The 14697-nt window shown below is 69.5% G+C and carries 17 protein-coding genes, 1 tRNA gene and 1 pseudogene; 15 read left to right on the top strand and 4 right to left on the bottom strand.

Annotated elements, in window-relative coordinates; translation table 11 throughout:
* Positions 1-12: 12 nt before the first annotated feature.
* Both V8246_RS05060 and V8246_RS05055 read right to left on the bottom strand, forming a co-directional pair.
* A pseudogene (locus V8246_RS05060) lies at positions 13-817 on the bottom strand (M90 family metallopeptidase).
* On the bottom strand, positions 784-1101 hold the full coding sequence (locus V8246_RS05055; RefSeq protein WP_336188181.1) for a hypothetical protein: 318 nt from the start codon (positions 1099-1101) through the stop codon (positions 784-786). Before V8246_RS05055 ends, V8246_RS05060 begins: the two are co-directional and overlap by 34 nt.
* A 192-nt stretch (positions 1102-1293) precedes the next feature.
* Here V8246_RS05055 and V8246_RS05050 point away from each other — a divergent pair, with 192 nt between their 5' ends.
* The 10 genes from V8246_RS05050 (at position 1294) to V8246_RS05005 (ending at position 8308) form a co-directional block, all read left to right on the top strand.
* Positions 1294-3114 carry a DegV family protein gene (locus V8246_RS05050; protein WP_336188180.1) on the top strand — a complete coding sequence of 607 codons (1821 nt, stop codon included), beginning with the start codon at positions 1294-1296 and terminating at the stop codon, positions 3112-3114.
* A 33-nt stretch (positions 3115-3147) separates the two neighbouring features.
* Positions 3148-3774, top strand: a complete 627-nt coding sequence (gene plsY / locus V8246_RS05045; RefSeq protein WP_336188179.1) for a glycerol-3-phosphate 1-O-acyltransferase PlsY — start codon at positions 3148-3150, stop codon at positions 3772-3774.
* A complete protein-coding gene (gene birA, locus V8246_RS05040; protein ID WP_336188178.1) occupies positions 3771-4733 on the top strand; it encodes a bifunctional biotin--[acetyl-CoA-carboxylase] ligase/biotin operon repressor BirA in 963 nt (320 codons plus the stop codon). The genes plsY and birA overlap by 4 nt, the downstream gene beginning before the upstream one ends.
* Positions 4730-5479: a type III pantothenate kinase gene (locus V8246_RS05035; RefSeq protein WP_336188177.1), complete on the top strand. Its 750-nt coding sequence runs from the start codon at positions 4730-4732 to the stop codon at positions 5477-5479. Before birA ends, V8246_RS05035 begins: the two co-directional genes overlap by 4 nt.
* A gap of 19 nt (positions 5480-5498) precedes the next feature.
* The gene (locus V8246_RS05030) at positions 5499-6167 is read left to right on the top strand and encodes an SPOR domain-containing protein (RefSeq protein WP_336188176.1); all 669 of its coding nucleotides are present in this window, start codon (positions 5499-5501) and stop codon (positions 6165-6167) included.
* Positions 6168-6180: 13 nt separating this feature from the next.
* A tRNA-Thr gene (locus V8246_RS05025) sits at positions 6181-6256 on the top strand.
* A gap of 93 nt (positions 6257-6349) precedes the next feature.
* Complete coding sequence (gene rocF / locus V8246_RS05020; RefSeq protein ID WP_336188175.1) at positions 6350-7273, top strand: arginase; 924 nt, start codon at positions 6350-6352, stop codon at positions 7271-7273.
* 146 nt (positions 7274-7419) lie between these two features.
* Positions 7420-7572 (top strand): entericidin A/B family lipoprotein, encoded by a 153-nt coding sequence (locus V8246_RS05015; RefSeq protein WP_336188174.1) that lies wholly within the window; start codon positions 7420-7422, stop codon positions 7570-7572.
* Between the two features lie 175 nt (positions 7573-7747).
* Positions 7748-7882, top strand: a complete 135-nt coding sequence (locus tag V8246_RS05010; RefSeq protein WP_336188173.1) for an entericidin A/B family lipoprotein — start codon at positions 7748-7750, stop codon at positions 7880-7882.
* A 204-nt stretch (positions 7883-8086) separates the two neighbouring features.
* On the top strand, positions 8087-8308 hold the full coding sequence (locus tag V8246_RS05005) for a CsbD family protein (protein WP_336188172.1): 222 nt from the start codon (positions 8087-8089) through the stop codon (positions 8306-8308).
* 71 nt (positions 8309-8379) lie between these two features.
* Here the strand turns inward: V8246_RS05005 and V8246_RS05000 are convergent, their stop codons facing one another.
* Positions 8380-9177 (bottom strand): hypothetical protein, encoded by a 798-nt coding sequence (locus V8246_RS05000; protein WP_336188171.1) that lies wholly within the window; start codon positions 9175-9177, stop codon positions 8380-8382.
* A gap of 192 nt (positions 9178-9369) precedes the next feature.
* Here V8246_RS05000 and V8246_RS04995 point away from each other — a divergent pair, with 192 nt between their 5' ends.
* The 5 genes from V8246_RS04995 (at position 9370) to V8246_RS04975 (ending at position 14203) form a co-directional block, all read left to right on the top strand.
* Positions 9370-10665, top strand: coding sequence for a tryptophan--tRNA ligase (locus tag V8246_RS04995; RefSeq protein ID WP_336188170.1), 1296 nt, complete (start codon positions 9370-9372; stop codon positions 10663-10665).
* Between the two features lie 3 nt (positions 10666-10668).
* Positions 10669-10968, top strand: coding sequence for a hypothetical protein (locus V8246_RS04990; RefSeq protein WP_336188169.1), 300 nt, complete (start codon positions 10669-10671; stop codon positions 10966-10968).
* Between the two features lie 92 nt (positions 10969-11060).
* Positions 11061-11990 (top strand): MBL fold metallo-hydrolase, encoded by a 930-nt coding sequence (locus V8246_RS04985; protein WP_336188168.1) that lies wholly within the window; start codon positions 11061-11063, stop codon positions 11988-11990.
* A gap of 59 nt (positions 11991-12049) precedes the next feature.
* Complete coding sequence (locus V8246_RS04980) at positions 12050-13696, top strand: M28 family metallopeptidase (protein ID WP_336188167.1); 1647 nt, start codon at positions 12050-12052, stop codon at positions 13694-13696.
* Positions 13697-13768: 72 nt separating this feature from the next.
* Entirely contained in the window at positions 13769-14203 is a 435-nt protein-coding gene (locus V8246_RS04975) for a BLUF domain-containing protein (RefSeq protein ID WP_336188166.1), read from the top strand.
* 6 nt (positions 14204-14209) lie between these two features.
* On the opposite strand, the gene V8246_RS04970 is transcribed toward V8246_RS04975, so the two are convergent.
* Positions 14210-14596: a VOC family protein gene (locus V8246_RS04970; protein ID WP_336188165.1), complete on the bottom strand. Its 387-nt coding sequence runs from the start codon at positions 14594-14596 to the stop codon at positions 14210-14212.
* Positions 14597-14697 lie beyond the last annotated feature (101 nt).

Genomic DNA, 14697 nt, shown 5'->3' with positions numbered 1-14697 from the left:
CGGTGCCGTCGATCAGCGGGCGAACGGCGAAGGGCCGTAGAACCTGCGCAGGTGTGCGGCTACGTCCGGCATCGATGCGGCCAGCACGTCCGGGGCCGAGAAGTGGTACTCGGTGACCACCGCGAAGAACTCCTCGGGCGCTTCGGCGGCATACGGATCGATCGCGGTCTCGCGTCCCAGGTCCACCTGCATGCAGAAGTCGTCGTAGGCGCGCTGGAAGTCGCGTGCCCATCGGCCGTGCCAGGCGTCGGGAAGCGGCGGCGTGCCATCGAGTTCGCCGTCCAGCACGTCCAGCTTGTGCGCCATCTCGTGCACGGCCACGCAGAAGCCCGCATCGGGCTCGGCCAGATCGGCCTGCACGTCGGCCCAGGACAGGATCAGCGGCCCCTGGTCCCAGGCTTCGCCCGCCAGGTCGTCCTCCCATTCGTGCAGGACGCCGGCCGCATCGGTGTGCGTGCGCCGTACGCGGAAGGCGTCCGGGTAGACGATCAGTTGCGACCAGCCGCGCAGTCCCGCTTCGCCGAACTCCAGCAGGGGCAGGCAGCACAGCGCCGCCAGTTGCAGCCGCTGCGCGTCGTCCAGGTCCAGCCCGGCCAGTGGCGTGATCGTCTTCTGGTGGAGGAAGCGTGCGGCCAGCCCGCGCAGGCGATCGGCGCGGGCGTCGTCGAGCGCCGACACCCAGGGCGTTCCGGCGCGCAGGGCGCGCCAGAGGGTTTCGTCAACGGACGGGGCGGGGCGCCGCAGGCGGCGCAGCAGGCCGATCACCGGGTGTTGCCGTCCGCGTCAGCGGAACATGCCCGGCAGGAAGCTGTGCCACTTCGAACCACGACTGCGTGGCAGCGGCGTCTCGTCGTCGCCGCCTCCGCGCGGGGACGGGGACAGCACGGCGGCAGGGGCGGCGTATTTGTTGCGGACCGCCGCGGCACGCGCCCGGCGCGCATCCGGCGCGGCCGGCATGGCGTCTGCCGTGCGCTCGGCGACCGCGCGGTCGCTGAGGTCCTGGCAACTGGTGGATGCATCGTTGGCGATGCCGCGGCCGTTCTGGGCGAGCACGGCCGCCGAGGCACCGAGAAGCATCAGGGCAAGGCTGGCGCGAAGCATCGGAGGGACTCCTGTCGGTCGGGGACAGCGGCCAGAGAACACCGCCGACTATAGCCTGAATGGTACCCGCCGGCACCCATCGGCCCGTGCCGTGCGACGAAACGCGGGCCTGCGGCGACGGATCGAGGAAAAGCCGGTATCGGCTGCTGCGACGCAGCAGCCGAGTCGGACCGCTTGCGGCAGACTGCGCGCATGCCCGAACCCCAGAACCGCCCCCTCACCGCACCTGCCCTGCGCTTGGCGCTGATCGCCGGCGCCAGGCGGGTCATCGCCGCGCGCGACGGACTGAACCGCATCAACGTGTTCCCCGTGGCCGACGGCGACACCGGCAACAACCTCGCATCGACCCTGGGCAGCGTGCTGAACGGGGCGCTCAGCCGACCCAGCCAGCACGCCGGCGACCTGCTCAGCCGCGTCGGCAACGACGCCATCGACGGTGCGCGCGGCAACTCCGGCGCGATCCTGGCGCAGTTCCTGTATGGGGTGGCCGAGCGCGTGCGGACCCTGCCGGAGCTGGACAGCCGCTCGCTCGCCGCGGCCGTCCGCCAGGGCGCGCAGAGCGCCCGTCAGGCCCTGGCGCAGCCGGTGGAAGGCACCATCCTCAGCGTCATCTCGGCGTTCGCCGACGAACTGGAGGCCGCCGCGGGCGAGGTCGATGCCCCGGCCGATACGCGCAGCGGCTTCGCACGCGCGCTGGACCGTGCGCGCCGCGCGCTGGCCGACACCCCACGGCAGATGGCGCTGCTGCAGAAGGCGGGCGTGGTGGACGCGGGTGCGCAGGGATTCGTCGACCTGCTGGAAGGCATCGCCGAGTTCGTCGAGGGAGGGCCCCGCGCCGTGCGCATGCGTGGCAGCGCTCCGCCGGCCGCGAACGATGCCACCGATCCGCTCGGTCATGACCACGACATCGATCCGGCGCGTCGCTGGTGCACCGAATGCCTGCTGCTGGGCGAAAGCCTGGACCGGGAACGTCTTCGCACCTCACTGGAAGCGGTGGGCGCGGACTCCATCGTGATCGCAGGCGGCGCATCCCGGTTGCGCGTGCATGCGCACACGGGATCGCCGCAGGCATTGTTCGACGCCTGCGCGGCGCAGGGCCGGGTCGAAGGCATGAAGGCCGACGACATGGTCCGCCAGCAGGCCGCCGCGGCATTGCGCCAGTCGCTGGTGATCGTCACCGACAGCGCGGCCGACCTGCCGGAGGACATCGCCGAGCGCTACGCCATCGGCGTGGTGCCCGCGCGCGTGGACCTGGACGGACGCGACTACCTGGACAAGGTGGGGCTCTCCACGGCGGATTTCTACCGGCGCATGGCGCAGTCGCGCCAACTGCCCCGGACCAGCCAGCCGCCGCCCGGCGACTTCCGCCGGCAGTTCGAACTCGCGCTCGCGCACCACCCGCGCGTGTTGTACGTGGGCCTGTCGCGCGCGCTGTCCGGCACGCTGCAGTCGGGCGAGCATGCGGCCGGCCGCGATCCGGCCGGCCGGGTACGTGTCTTCGATACCGTCAATGCCGCGTGCGGGCAGGCGTTGCTGGTCTGGCGCGCGGCGGAACTCGCCGCACAGGGGCAGGGCGAGAGCGAGGTGGTGGCCGAACTGGAGCGCCTGCGCCCGCTGACGCGGATGTGGGCGATCGCGCCGGACATCTCGCACGCGGTGCGTGGCGGCCGCATCCCGCGCTGGGCCGCGCCGATCGCACGCCTGACGGCGCTGACCCCGATGGCGAAGATGAGTACGGACGGCCGCATGGTCGTGGCCGGCCTGCTGCCGACGCGAGCGAACGCGCCGGAAGCGTTCGCTCGGCGCGTCGCACGGGCATTGCCAGGCGGCCGGCGCTGGCGACTGATCGTGGGCCATTGCGATGCGCGAGCGGAGGCGGAGCGCCTGCTGGTCGCACTGCGCACGCGTCTGGATATCCGCGAGGATCGCCTGGTGGAGACCGGCGCGGCCATCGGCGCACATGCCGGTCGGGGGGCCCTGATCGTGGCCGTCCAGCCTGCGCCCGCCGACTGAGCCATCCGTCCCGCGTAGCCCATAATGGAGGTCATGCTCGTCGTCGCCCTCCTGATCCTCTTCGCCTACCTGCTCGGTTCGGTATCCGGCAGCCTCACGCTGGGCCGCCTGCGTGGCGTGGACATCCGCACGCAGGGCAGCGGCAACGCGGGTGGCACCAATGCATTCCGTACCCAGGGCGCGAAGTTCGCCCTGGGTGTGGTGCTGATCGACATCGGCAAGGGGGCGCTGGCGGCGTGGCTCGCGCTGCGGTTCGCGCCGGTGGATGGCGTGCTGCCCGTGCGCGCGGTCGCGTGGCTGGCCGTTCTGGCGGCCGCGCTGGGCCACGTGTGGCCGATCTGGCACGGCTTCCGCGGCGGCAAGGGCGTGGGCACGGTGCTGGGCGGTGTGGCGGTCCTCTGGCCGGTCGCGTTATTGCCGTTGTTCCTGGTGTGGGTGTGCGTGCTGGTCGCCAGCGGTTACGTCGGGCTTGCCTCCATCATCGCCACGGCCTGCCTGCTGCCGCTGGCCGTGTGGCTGAGAGCGGATGGCGCCACGCAGGCCTTCGCGGCAGTGGCGGCGCTGCTGGTGCTGTTCACCCATCGCGCCAACGTGCAGCGTCTGCGTGCGGGCACCGAGTCGCGCTTCGAGCGCGTGCGCTTCTGGCGCCGTCGCGCATGAGCGGCGAGCGCGACCTGCTGGTGCGTCTTGCAGAAGGACCGGTCTCCGGCGATGCGCTCGCACGTGCCGTCGGGCAGACGCGCGCAGCGGTATGGAAGCGCATCGAAACCCTGCGCGAGGGTGGCGTACGCATCGATGCGCGGCCGGGTCGGGGCTACGCCCTCGCGGCGCCGGTCGAACTGCTGGAATCGGAACGCATTCTTGCGCGGATGCGGCAGGCAGGTTCGTTGTCGGCCCTCGAAGTGGCATGGTCGCTGGACTCCACCAACAGCGAACTCCTGCGCCGCAAGGCGCCCGCGCAGGGCGCGGCGGTGTTGCTGGCCGAACAGCAGACCGGCGGGCGCGGACGCCGCGGCCGCCACTGGGCATCGCCGATCGCGGCGAACCTGTACCTCTCGGTGTCCCGGCAGTTTTCCGGCGGCCTCGCACGGTTGGGCGGCCTGAGTCTGGTGGTCGGTGTGGCCGTCGCCGAAGCGCTCCGGCAGGCGGGCTACGACGGCGTCGGCGTGAAGTGGCCCAACGATCTGCTGGCCGGTGGCGCCAAGCTGGGCGGCATCCTGGTGGAAGGCGGGGGCGAGCATGCCGGGCCGGCGCGCGCGGTGATCGGCGTCGGCCTGAATGTGCGCATGCCTCCCGACTTCGCCGCCACGATCGACCAGGCCTGGACCGATCTCGCGCGCCTGGGCGTGGATGCGCCATCGCGCAACGCGCTGGCCGCCTGCCTGCTGGATGCCTTGCTGCCGGCGCTGGACCTGTTCGACGACGCGGGTCTGTCGCCCTTCCTGGCGCGGTACGCCGCGCTCGATGTGCTGGCGGGGCGCACCGTGACCGTGCATGGCGCGCAGGGCGACGAGCACGGTATCGCCGACGGCATCGGCGAGGATGGCGCGCTGTGTGTGCGCATGGGGCAGGCCTTGCGCCGGGTGCATGCGGGCGATGTCAGCGTGAGGGCCTCATGACGCAGTGGGTATTCGACCTGGGCAACTCCCGGGTGAAATGCGCGCCGCTGCAGGCGGGCGGTCGGCTGGGCCAGGTGCGGGCGTTCGGTTATGGCGACGATGTCGCCGCCGCACTCGATGACGCCGTTCCCGCCGCGGTCACCGGCGAAGCGGCCTCCGCGATCCTGGCCAGCGTCGCGTCGCCAGCGCGCACGGCGGCGGCGGTGGACTGGCTGACCCGCCGTTTCGGCTGCATCTCCCTCGTGCGTACGCAGCCGACGCTGGCGGGGGTGCGTATCGCCTATGCCGATCCCGCGCGCTTGGGTGTAGACCGGTTCCTGGCCTTGCTGGCTGCGCGTGCGCGCGGCACGCGTGCCTGGCTGGTGGTCGGCGTGGGCACCGCGGTGACCATCGACCTGCTGGACGCGCAGGGTCTTCATCACGGGGGGCGCATCGCGCCCTCGCCCCGGCTGATGCGCGAGGCGCTGCAGCAGGCGGCGGCGCAGCTGCCGGCCCACGGGGGCGACTATCTGGAATTCGCCGCCGACACCCGCGATGCGTTAGCGTCCGGCTGCGAGGGGGCGGCGCTGGGATTGATCGAACGTAGCCTGGCGCAGGCCGAACAGCGGCTGGGCGAGCGCCCCGCGTTGCTGCTGCATGGCGGCGGCGCAGGGGAGCTGGCCTCGCGCCTGGACCACGCCCTGCTTGCGCCTTCGCTGGTGCTGGAAGGCGTGGCCCTCTGGGCACGGCTCGGTGCCGACGGCTGAGCGCGGCTAGAATCGCGGCATGCTGATCCGCGCCCTGATCGTCCTGTTGGTGGTGTTGAACCTGGGAGCCGCCGCCTGGTGGCTGACCCGTCCCGCGCCCACGCCGCCAGCAGAGCCCGCACTGCCCGCCGGTGTGGCCCGCCTGCAACTGGTGCATGAGGCCCCGTCGATGTCGACGCAGGCGCCGGTGTCGCAAGCGCGCGATGCGGTATCGCCCGTCGCCCTGGGCACGTGCTTCAGCCTGGGGCCCTACACCAGCGAGGCTGCGGCCAACCAGGCGCGCCAAACGCTCGGCGCCCAGCTGCTGCGTGCGCAACTGCGCGAAGCGCCGGCTACGAGCGCCAACGGCTACCAGGTGGTGATGCCGCCTGCCGCTTCGCTTGAAGAGGCGCAGGCCATCGCCGCCCGTATCGGCGCGGCGGGATTCGACGACTTCCTGGTCGTGCGGCAGGGGGAACAAGCCAACGGCATCGCGCTCGGCCGTTATCGCAGTCGTGAAGCGGCCGAGCGTCGCGTCGCCGACCTGCAGGCCGGCGGTTTCGCGGCCCTGCTGCAGCCGGTCGGGCGTGCAGGCACCAGCCTCTGGTGGCTCGATGCCGGTGCGGCCGAGGGCGCGGACGGCGCCGCAATGGCGCGGCGCGCGTCCAGCGGCGCGCCCCAGCCGCTCGACTGCGCCGCGCTGCGCTAGAATTGGCACCCATGCCGCTTTAGCTCAGCTGGTAGAGCAACCGCCTTGTAAGCGGTAGGTCATCCGTTCGATTCGGATAAGCGGCACCATTCCCTGCCCATCACGCTCTGCGTGCTGCGATGCCACAGGGCCGTCATCGCCTACCGCTTAGACTATGCGCCTGTTTTCCGCAGGACGTGTCCATGAGTCGAGCCTTCCCTCCCGTGTCCCTGATCGGCGTGCCCACCGATGTCGGTGCCGGTCATCGCGGTGCGCGCATGGGACCTGACGCGCTGCGCATCGCCGGTCTGGGCGAGGCGCTGGCGGCGCGCGGCGTGGACGTGATCGACACCGGCAACGTGCAGGGGCCGGCCAATCCGTGGACCGGGCCGGTGGACGGCTATCGCCATCTGGATGAAGTCGTGGCCTGGAACCGCGCCGTCATGGACGCGACGGCGGCCGAACTGGCACGTGGACGCCTGCCGATCATGATGGGCGGCGACCACTGCCTGGCGATGGGGTCGATCACCGCCGTGGCCCGGCACTGCCGCCAGGCCGGCAGGAAGCTGCGCGTGCTTTGGCTGGACGCGCACTCGGACTTCAACACCAGCGAAGTGACCCCGTCGGGCAACATCCACGGGATGCCCGTGGCCTGTCTGTGCGGCATAGGCCCGGATGCGTTGACGAAACTCGGCGGCGACGCCCCGGCCATCACCCCGTCCATGGTCCGGCAGATCGGTATCCGTTCGGTCGATCCGGAAGAAAAGAAGCTGATCAAGGACCACAGGGTCGACGTGTACGACATGCGCTACATCGACGAGGTCGGCATGAAGCGCACCGTGGAAGCGGCGCTGGAAGGTGTGGACGCCGACACCCACCTGCACGTCAGCTTCGACGTGGATTTCCTGGACCCCAGCATCGCGCCGGGCGTGGGCACCACGGTACCCGGCGGTCCTAACTACCGCGAGGCGCAGCTGGTGATGGAGATGATCGCCGACACCGGCCTGATGGGCTCGCTGGACATCGTCGAGCTCAATCCCGTCCTGGACCGGCGCAACCGCACGGCCAAGCTCACGGTGGACCTGGTGGAAAGCCTGTTTGGCAAATCCACGCTGATGCGCGACTGACGCGGGCGGGGCAGGAAAACTGCGACTGAACGGGTCGCTTCGGGCTTCACGCGCCCTATACGGCGCCGCGTCGAAGGTGGACGCACACGCCGCCGCGGAGTGGGACGCACCCGCGACGGCACCGCTATCCACCAAGGAGAAGACCCATGAAGCGTGCGATGACCCTGCTGATGCTGGCCCTGTTCTCGACGGCCGTCCTATCCGGTTGCAACACCGTGGCCGGCGCCGGCAAGGACGTGCAGAAGGTCGGCGAGAAGGTCGAAGACAAGGCGCAGGACTGCAAGGACGGCAAGTGCTGATCCGGCCGGCCTGACGCTTCATCCGCGCCAGCCTCAGGAAGGGCCGGGGGTGACCCCGGCCCTTCCTCGTTCCTGCATGGTCAGGCGCCAGCCAGTATGGTTGAATCAGACTGCGCGGCCGGTCCGGTGCGGACCGCCGGCCGCAGGCCGTGAATACCGTCCACAGGAGTCGCCCATGAAGCGTTTGGTCGCGTTGATGATGTTGTCCCTGTTCTCCATCGCCGTGCTGTCCGGCTGCAACACCGTCAAGGGGTTCGGCAAGGACGTGCAGAAGGTCGGCGAGAAGGTCGAGGAATCTTCGGGCAAGTGACCCGCGGCTTCCCGCGAATCGACGGGCCGCATCGCGGCCCGTTTTTTTTCAGCGCGCGTCCATCGTCCCGCGCGTCGTCATGCTGCTGAACCGTTCAGCGTCTTCTAATGGCGCGTTGACGCGCACTTGATCGGATGGGAACGCATGGCCTGCGACTCTGCACATGCGGCAACCCCCTGCCGCGAAACACGAAGAGGAAACGCCATGAACCAGGACATCATCGCCGGCAATTGGAAGCAGCTGAAGGGCAGGATCCAGGCCAAGTGGGGCGATCTGACCGACGACGATTTCAAGGTGGCCCAAGGCAATGCCGAATATCTGGAGGGCCGCTTGCAGGAGCGCTACGGCTACGACCGTGATCGCGCGCATACGGAAGTCGAGGATTTCCAGCGCTCCCTGCGGTCCGACAACACGTTCAAGCACTAAGCCGCAAGCGGATGCTTGCGGCTCGGACCGAGCCCGACGGGCCGCCTTTGGGCGGCCCGTCTTCGTGCGGATCAGTGCCGGCCTGGCGGATCGGCCACGAAGCCGCCGGGGAATGCGCGCGGCGCACCACTGCGCCAGGCGGGGCTGTTTCGATGTGGCAGGATGCCCATCGCCACCAGGCGGCGGCGTTCGTCGTAGCGCAGTTCGCTGATCTGCTCCGGCTGGTGGGTTGCGCGTTCGAATCCGGTGCGCGATGTCGGGGACCACTCGCGGCTTCCGTGACCCGTGCCGATGCTCTGCTGGTGCACGGACTCGTCCGCGACGATGCTCCCTGCAGACGCGGCGGGCGCAGCGGATTCCGCGCGCTTCTCCCTGCTGCCACGGGCAATGGGGGGCGCTCCATGGGACGGATACTGGTAGGTGCGGGCCTCGCGGAAGGCGGCCACGCCGATGACGCCCACATTCCGCGGCCGTCCCGTGCGCGTGGCGTAGCTGTCGCGGAGATCGGTGAACACGAACTGCGCCACATCGTCCAATGACTTGCGCCAGCCGGTGATCTCCGCGGTCTGCCAGGGTTCCAGCACGTAGCCGGCCTGCGACGGGTGCGCTGTCTGGCCGGTGATCGTGTTGACGCCATCGACCGACAGCACCACCAGCACGCGTTCGCCGGTGGTATTGGTCAGGCGGACACCGTAGCGGTGGCCCGGCGTACCCGCGACCCAGAGGTCGCCCCGGTGCGGATACTGCTGCAGCCATTGGCCGCTGTCGCGATCGACCACGGCGACATCGACCAGCGGGCGCGCGTGGGCGGGAGCGCACGCGGCGAGCAACGCCAGCGTGGCCAGGGAAGCAAGGAAACGATGCAGCATGTCCGTTCTCCAGGTGGGGACGATGCTGGGAACGGATCGTCGGTGGCAGTGGGGTTGCCTGGAACGGCGATGCCTGCGCCGGTTAAGCCGCCAGTGGGCCGCGCCTGCGACGCCTTGTCGCAGGGCCGCTCCCGGCATCGCCTGGCCTCAGCCGGTAAACTGGCCGCTTTCCCGCATTCCCCCGCTTCGCACATGACCACCCGCGTTCTTACCGGCATCACCACCTCGGGCACCCCGCATCTGGGCAACTACGTGGGTGCGGTGCGCCCCGCCGTGGCCGCCAGCCGTGCCGCGGACACGGAGAGCTTCTACTTCCTGGCCGACCTGCACAGCCTGATCAAGGCCCAGGACCCGGCGCGCACCCAGCGCTCCACGCTGGAGATCGCGGCGACCTGGCTGGCCTGTGGCCTGGAGCCGGACAAGGTCTGGTTCTACCGCCAGAGCGACGTGCCCGAAATCACCGAGTTGACCTGGTTCCTGACCTGCGTGGCGGGCAAGGGCATCCTCAACCGCGCGCATGCCTACAAGGCGGCGGTGGACAAGAACCGCGCCGAGGGCGAGGACGACGATGCCGGCGTGACCGCCGGGCTGTTCATGTACCCGGTGTTGATGGCCGCGGACATCCTGATCTTCAACGCGCACCAGGTGCCGGTGGGTCGCGACCAGATCCAGCACATCGAGATGGCGCGCGACTTCGGCCAGCGCTTCAACCATGTGTACGGCAAGGCGTACTTCACCCTGCCGGAGGCGCTGGTGGACGACAACGTGGCCACGCTGCCCGGCCTGGACGGGCGCAAGATGAGCAAGAGCTACCACAACACCATCCCGCTGTTCGCGCCGCGCGAGGAACTGAAGAAGCTGGTGTTCTCCATCCTGACCGACTCGCGCGGCCCCGGCGAGCCGAAGGATACCGAGGGTTCGGCGCTGTTCCAGCTGTACCAGGCCTTCGGCAGCGCCGAGGAAACGCGCGCGTTCGCGCAGAAGTTCGCCGACGGCATCAGCTGGGGCGACGCCAAGCAGCAGCTGTTCGAGCGCATCGATGCGGAAATCGCCCCGCTGCGCGAGAAGTACGAAGCGCTGATGGCCAAGCCGGCCGACATCGAAGCCATCCTGCGCGATGGCGCCCGTCGCCTGCGCGAGCGCTATGCCACGCCGCTGTTGGCCGAGCTGCGCCATGCGGTGGGCCTGCGCGACCTCTCGCAGCAACCGGTGGTCGAGGCGAAGGCCACGGCATCGAAAGCCGCGCTGCCGGCGTTCAAGCAGTATCGCGATACCGACGGCCGCTTCTACTTCAAGCTCACGGACGCCGAGGGCAACGTGCTGGTGCAGAGCAACGGCTTCGATTCGCCGAAGGATGCCGGCAAGCTGATCGGCGTGCTGAAGCAGGCCGAGCAGGCCGATGCGATGGAGACGCCGGAGATCGTGCTGCAGGTCCCCGCCGGCGACGTGCTTGCGGCGTTGGCCGCGTTGCGCGCCGCGGAGGCCTGAGTCATGCCGTACCTGGCGGTCGTCCTGTTCCTGCCGTGGTTCCTGTTGCTGGGATCGTTGTACTGGCTGTTCCCGCGCCAGCCGCGCACCGCACGCCGCAAGGGCTTCGATCTCGCGGCGCTGGCGGTGGCCTTCGTGCTCAGCTTCATCGGCATGCAGTGGGGTTATGCGCTGGGCGCGTCCGACGTCGGCACGGGCGCGATCTGGAAACAGGTGCTGGCCACGCTGGTGGCGTACGGTGCTTTCCTGTTCGTGCTGACACTGGCGGTACCGCTACGCGGCTGGTGGCTGTCGCGCGGCTGAGCCGCGAGGACGGCGTGTTCCACCAAAGGCGGGTCGTGCCAGCGCGACGCCGGGACTAGAATCGGTCCATCCGTCCCCACACAGGCCCGCGGATGAGCCTCCACGGCATCCACACCATCGACACCGCGTTCCAGCGGGACCATTTCGACGCCGCCTACCTGATCGTCGAGGACGGGCGGGGTGCATTCGTCGATTGCGGCACGAATCATTCGGTCCCGCACCTGTTGGCGGCCGTGCAGCACGCGGGCATCACGCCCGCGGACGTCGACCTGCTCATCGTCACCCATGTGCACCTGGACCATGCGGGCGGGGCCGGCTTGCTGATGCAGCAGCTGCCGAACGCCACCCTGGTCGCGCATCCGCGCGCCGCGCCGCACCTCATCGATCCGGAAAAGCTCATCGCCGGCGCCACCGCCGTCTATGGCGAAGAGGAGATGCAGCGCAGCTACGGCACCCTCCAACCCGTGTCGGAGGCGCGCGTGCGCGTGGTGGAGGACGGGGAGACGGTGATGCTGGCGGGTCGCGCGCTGGAGTGCATCGATACGCCGGGCCATGCGCGCCACCATCACTGCATCTGGGACGCGCGCAGCCGCAGCTGGTTCACCGGGGACACGTTCGGGCTCTCGTATCGCGAGCTGGACGGACCGCAAGGTGCCTTCATCCTGCCCACGACCACACCGGTGCAGTTCGAACCCGAGGCGCTGAAGGCCAGCATTGCGCGCATGGTCGATCGAGCGCCCGAGGCCATGTACCTGACCCATTACGGGCCCGTATCCGATGTGCCGCGCCTGGCGCAGTCGCTGTACGAACAGATCGATGCGATGGTGGCCATTGCCGATGCCTGCGACGGGCGCGCGGATCGCCATCGCTGCATCGCCGCCGCGTTGTCGGCGCTGTACCTCGAGCGCGCCCATGCCCAGCAGGTGCCGCTGGCAGACGAGGACGTACTGCGCCTGCTTGCGATGGACATCGAACTCAATGCCCAAGGCCTGGGCGTGTGGCTGGATCGTGGGCGGCCGTGAGGCGCTGGGTCTACAGCGATCCTTTAGACTCGGGGCGCTGATAGAATGAGGTGGAGTCCATGAAACGCGCCGTTCCTTTTCTGCTCCTGCCGCTGGGCTTCCTTCCCGCCTTCGCCGCCGACATCCCGGGTGGAGGCATCAACCCCGACCATCTCTCGCGGCATGTGCGCGTGCTGGCCTCGGACGCGTTCGAAGGCCGGGCACCGGCCACGCCCGGTGAAGAGAAGACGATCGCCTACGTGGTGGACGAGCTGAAGAAGGCCGGGGTTCAGCCCGGTGGCGAACGGGGCACCTGGACCCAGGACGTGCCGCTGGTGCGTGCGCAGGTGGAGGGCGCGGTAAACGCATCGCTGCGCATCGGTGGCGAAACGCAGACGCTGACCAACGGTGATGACGTGGTGCTGCAGAGCCTGAGCCCGGTCGATCGTGTCGCGCTGGTGGACGCGCCCCTGGTGTTCGTCGGCTATGGCATCACCGCACCCGAACGCGGTTGGGACGATTACAAGGGCGCCGACCTGAAAGGCAAGGTCGCCGTGGTGCTGGTCAACGATCCCGATTTCGAGGCCGACGCACCGGGCGCGTTCGAAGGGCGCGCCGTGACCTACTACGGACGCTGGACCTACAAGTACGAGGAGCTCGCGCGCCAGGGCGCCGCGGGCGTGCTGATCGTGCACGAGACCGCGCCCGCCGCCTACGGGTGGGCGACGGTGCGCGCCTCGGGGCTGTCGCCGGTGTTCGACATCCCGCGTCCCGACGCGGCGACGTACCACACGTTGCTGCGGGGCTGGATGCAGCGCGATCTGGCCGTGTCGCTGTTCAAGCGTGCGGGGCTGGACTTCGAAGTGGAGAAGCGTCGCGCGCAGACCAAAGCGTTCACCCCTGTGCCGCTCGGCGACGCCACATTGTCCGCCGCGTTCGACGTCGGGCGCGATCAGGTGGTCACCCGGAACGTCATCGGCCGGCTGGAGGGGGCGCGGCGCCCCGATGAGGCCGTCATCTATTCCGCGCACTGGGATGCGTTCGGCGTCGGCGAGCCCGACGGGTCAGGCGATACGGTCCGCCACGGCGCCGTCGACAACGCCACCGGTGTCGCGGCGGTGATGGAACTGGCCCGCGTGTTCGCCGCCGGGCCGCGGCCGCGGCGGACCGTACTGTTCATGGCGCTGACGGCCGAAGAGAAGGGTCTGCAGGGCGCGACGTTCTACGCGGCGAATCCACTCGTGCCACTGGCCAAGACCGCGGCCGTGCTGAACATCGAAATGCTCAGCCCCGATGGTCCTACGCGTGATATCGCCTCCTGGGGCCACGGTCGCGTGTCGCTGGAAAACGACCTGAAACGCGTGGCGGAAGCCCACGGGCGCACGTACTCACCGGATCCCAACCTGGAAGCCGGCTTCTTCTACCGCGCGGACCACTTCGCCTTCGCGCGCGCCGGTGTTCCCGCGATCACCGTGGGCGCGGGACTCGACCGAATCGATGGCGGTGTCGCGGGCGGAAAGGCGCTGCGCGATGCCTACTTCGCCCGCTGTTATCACCAGCCGTGCGATGCCTGGACATCGTCGTGGGACGCCCGCGGCCAGGCGCAGGATGTGGCGCTGCTGTACGCGCTTGGCCGTGAGATCGCGGACAGCGATGCATGGCCCCGCTGGCTGAACGGTTCAGAATTCAAGGCCGTGCGCGAGCGCAGCGAGACTGAACGAAAATAGCGGCGCGGGCGCACGCCGTTCATGTGATCCGCTGCGCTATGCTTCGCTTCCTTTCGCGACAACGGAACGTCTGTGGCCCCTCTTCACGCCCTGGTCTATCAGAGCCAGGCCACGCGTCCGCTGGATGCGCATGATCTCGACCGGTTGCTGCTGGATGCGCGCGTGGCGAACGAGCTGGCCCACGTGACCGGCGCACTCCTGCAGGGCGGTCAGCGCTTCGTGCAGTACCTGGAAGGAACGCGCGCGGACGTGGAGCAGATCTACGTCCGCATCGAGCGCGCCAGCCAGCACCATCGGCTGGAGATCCTTGAGCAGGGCAGGGTGGAAAAGCGCCTGTTCCAGCGCTGGCACATGGGCTTCGCCACCGCACCGCAGACGCTGGTGCAGCAGCTCAGCCAATCGCATTGGCGTCGCGAGATTCCGTGGCTGGAAGACGAGTCCGCTGCATCCTCGGGTCTGACGCGCCTGCTGGCCTTCTGGAAAGAAGAAGCCGTGCTCGCGCACTGAAGGTGGTCAGGGCCAGCGGTTGGGCTCGCTTCGCGTGCTGTCCTCATCCATCGGCACCACGCAGAACCGATGCCCGGTGGGGGCTTCCATCACCCACCAGCGGTTGCGCACATGCTGCACGCGCTTGGCGCCCAGTGCCTCCAGCCTCGCGACTTCGGCGTCGATGTCGTCGGTCTCGATGTCCAGATGCACGCGCGCCTCGTGCTTCACCTTCTGCACTTCGATGTGCAGGCCGCCCGGGCCGGGTTCGAACTTGTCGTAGATGCCAAGATCGCCGTCATCCGGGTGCGTGACCTTCAGTCCGAGCGCGGCGCTCCAGAACGCGGAGGCGGCGGGCAGGTCGTCGACCTGGCTGTCGATGATGAATCCGGCCAGACGGCTGCGGTGGCTCATGCGAAGTCTCCATCGTCATGGTTCGTTTGTAGGAGCGCCCCATGGGGGCGACGCTTCTACCCTTGGCGCAGCGACGAAAGCCTCGCGCCCATGGGGCGCTC

It is taken from the genome of Pseudoxanthomonas sp. F11, from assembly GCF_037046485.1.
Classification (GTDB): Bacteria; Pseudomonadota; Gammaproteobacteria; order Xanthomonadales; family Xanthomonadaceae; genus Pseudoxanthomonas_A.
The sequence above is the reverse complement of the archived record's forward strand: the minus strand, read 5'-3'. Positions and strand labels throughout refer to the sequence as shown.

Excerpts from the sequence above, each read along its gene's own strand:
- V8246_RS05055 (WP_336188181.1), bottom strand. The coding sequence starts at position 1,101 with ATGCTTCGCGCCAGCCTTGCCCTGATGCTTCTCGGTGCCTCGGCGGCC.
- V8246_RS05050 (WP_336188180.1), top strand. The coding sequence starts at position 1,294 with ATGCCCGAACCCCAGAACCGCCCCCTCACCGCACCTGCCCTGCGCTTG.
- plsY (WP_336188179.1), top strand. The coding sequence starts at position 3,148 with ATGCTCGTCGTCGCCCTCCTGATCCTCTTCGCCTACCTGCTCGGTTCG.
- birA (WP_336188178.1), top strand. The coding sequence starts at position 3,771 with ATGAGCGGCGAGCGCGACCTGCTGGTGCGTCTTGCAGAAGGACCGGTC.
- V8246_RS05035 (WP_336188177.1), top strand. The coding sequence starts at position 4,730 with ATGACGCAGTGGGTATTCGACCTGGGCAACTCCCGGGTGAAATGCGCG.
- V8246_RS05030 (WP_336188176.1), top strand. The coding sequence starts at position 5,499 with ATGCTGATCCGCGCCCTGATCGTCCTGTTGGTGGTGTTGAACCTGGGA.
- rocF (WP_336188175.1), top strand. The coding sequence starts at position 6,350 with ATGAGTCGAGCCTTCCCTCCCGTGTCCCTGATCGGCGTGCCCACCGAT.
- V8246_RS05015 (WP_336188174.1), top strand. The coding sequence starts at position 7,420 with ATGAAGCGTGCGATGACCCTGCTGATGCTGGCCCTGTTCTCGACGGCC.
- V8246_RS05010 (WP_336188173.1), top strand. The coding sequence starts at position 7,748 with ATGAAGCGTTTGGTCGCGTTGATGATGTTGTCCCTGTTCTCCATCGCC.
- V8246_RS05005 (WP_336188172.1), top strand. The coding sequence starts at position 8,087 with ATGAACCAGGACATCATCGCCGGCAATTGGAAGCAGCTGAAGGGCAGG.
- V8246_RS05000 (WP_336188171.1), bottom strand. The coding sequence starts at position 9,177 with ATGCTGCATCGTTTCCTTGCTTCCCTGGCCACGCTGGCGTTGCTCGCC.
- V8246_RS04995 (WP_336188170.1), top strand. The coding sequence starts at position 9,370 with ATGACCACCCGCGTTCTTACCGGCATCACCACCTCGGGCACCCCGCAT.
- V8246_RS04990 (WP_336188169.1), top strand. The coding sequence starts at position 10,669 with ATGCCGTACCTGGCGGTCGTCCTGTTCCTGCCGTGGTTCCTGTTGCTG.
- V8246_RS04985 (WP_336188168.1), top strand. The coding sequence starts at position 11,061 with ATGAGCCTCCACGGCATCCACACCATCGACACCGCGTTCCAGCGGGAC.
- V8246_RS04980 (WP_336188167.1), top strand. The coding sequence starts at position 12,050 with ATGAAACGCGCCGTTCCTTTTCTGCTCCTGCCGCTGGGCTTCCTTCCC.
- V8246_RS04970 (WP_336188165.1), bottom strand. The coding sequence starts at position 14,596 with ATGAGCCACCGCAGCCGTCTGGCCGGATTCATCATCGACAGCCAGGTC.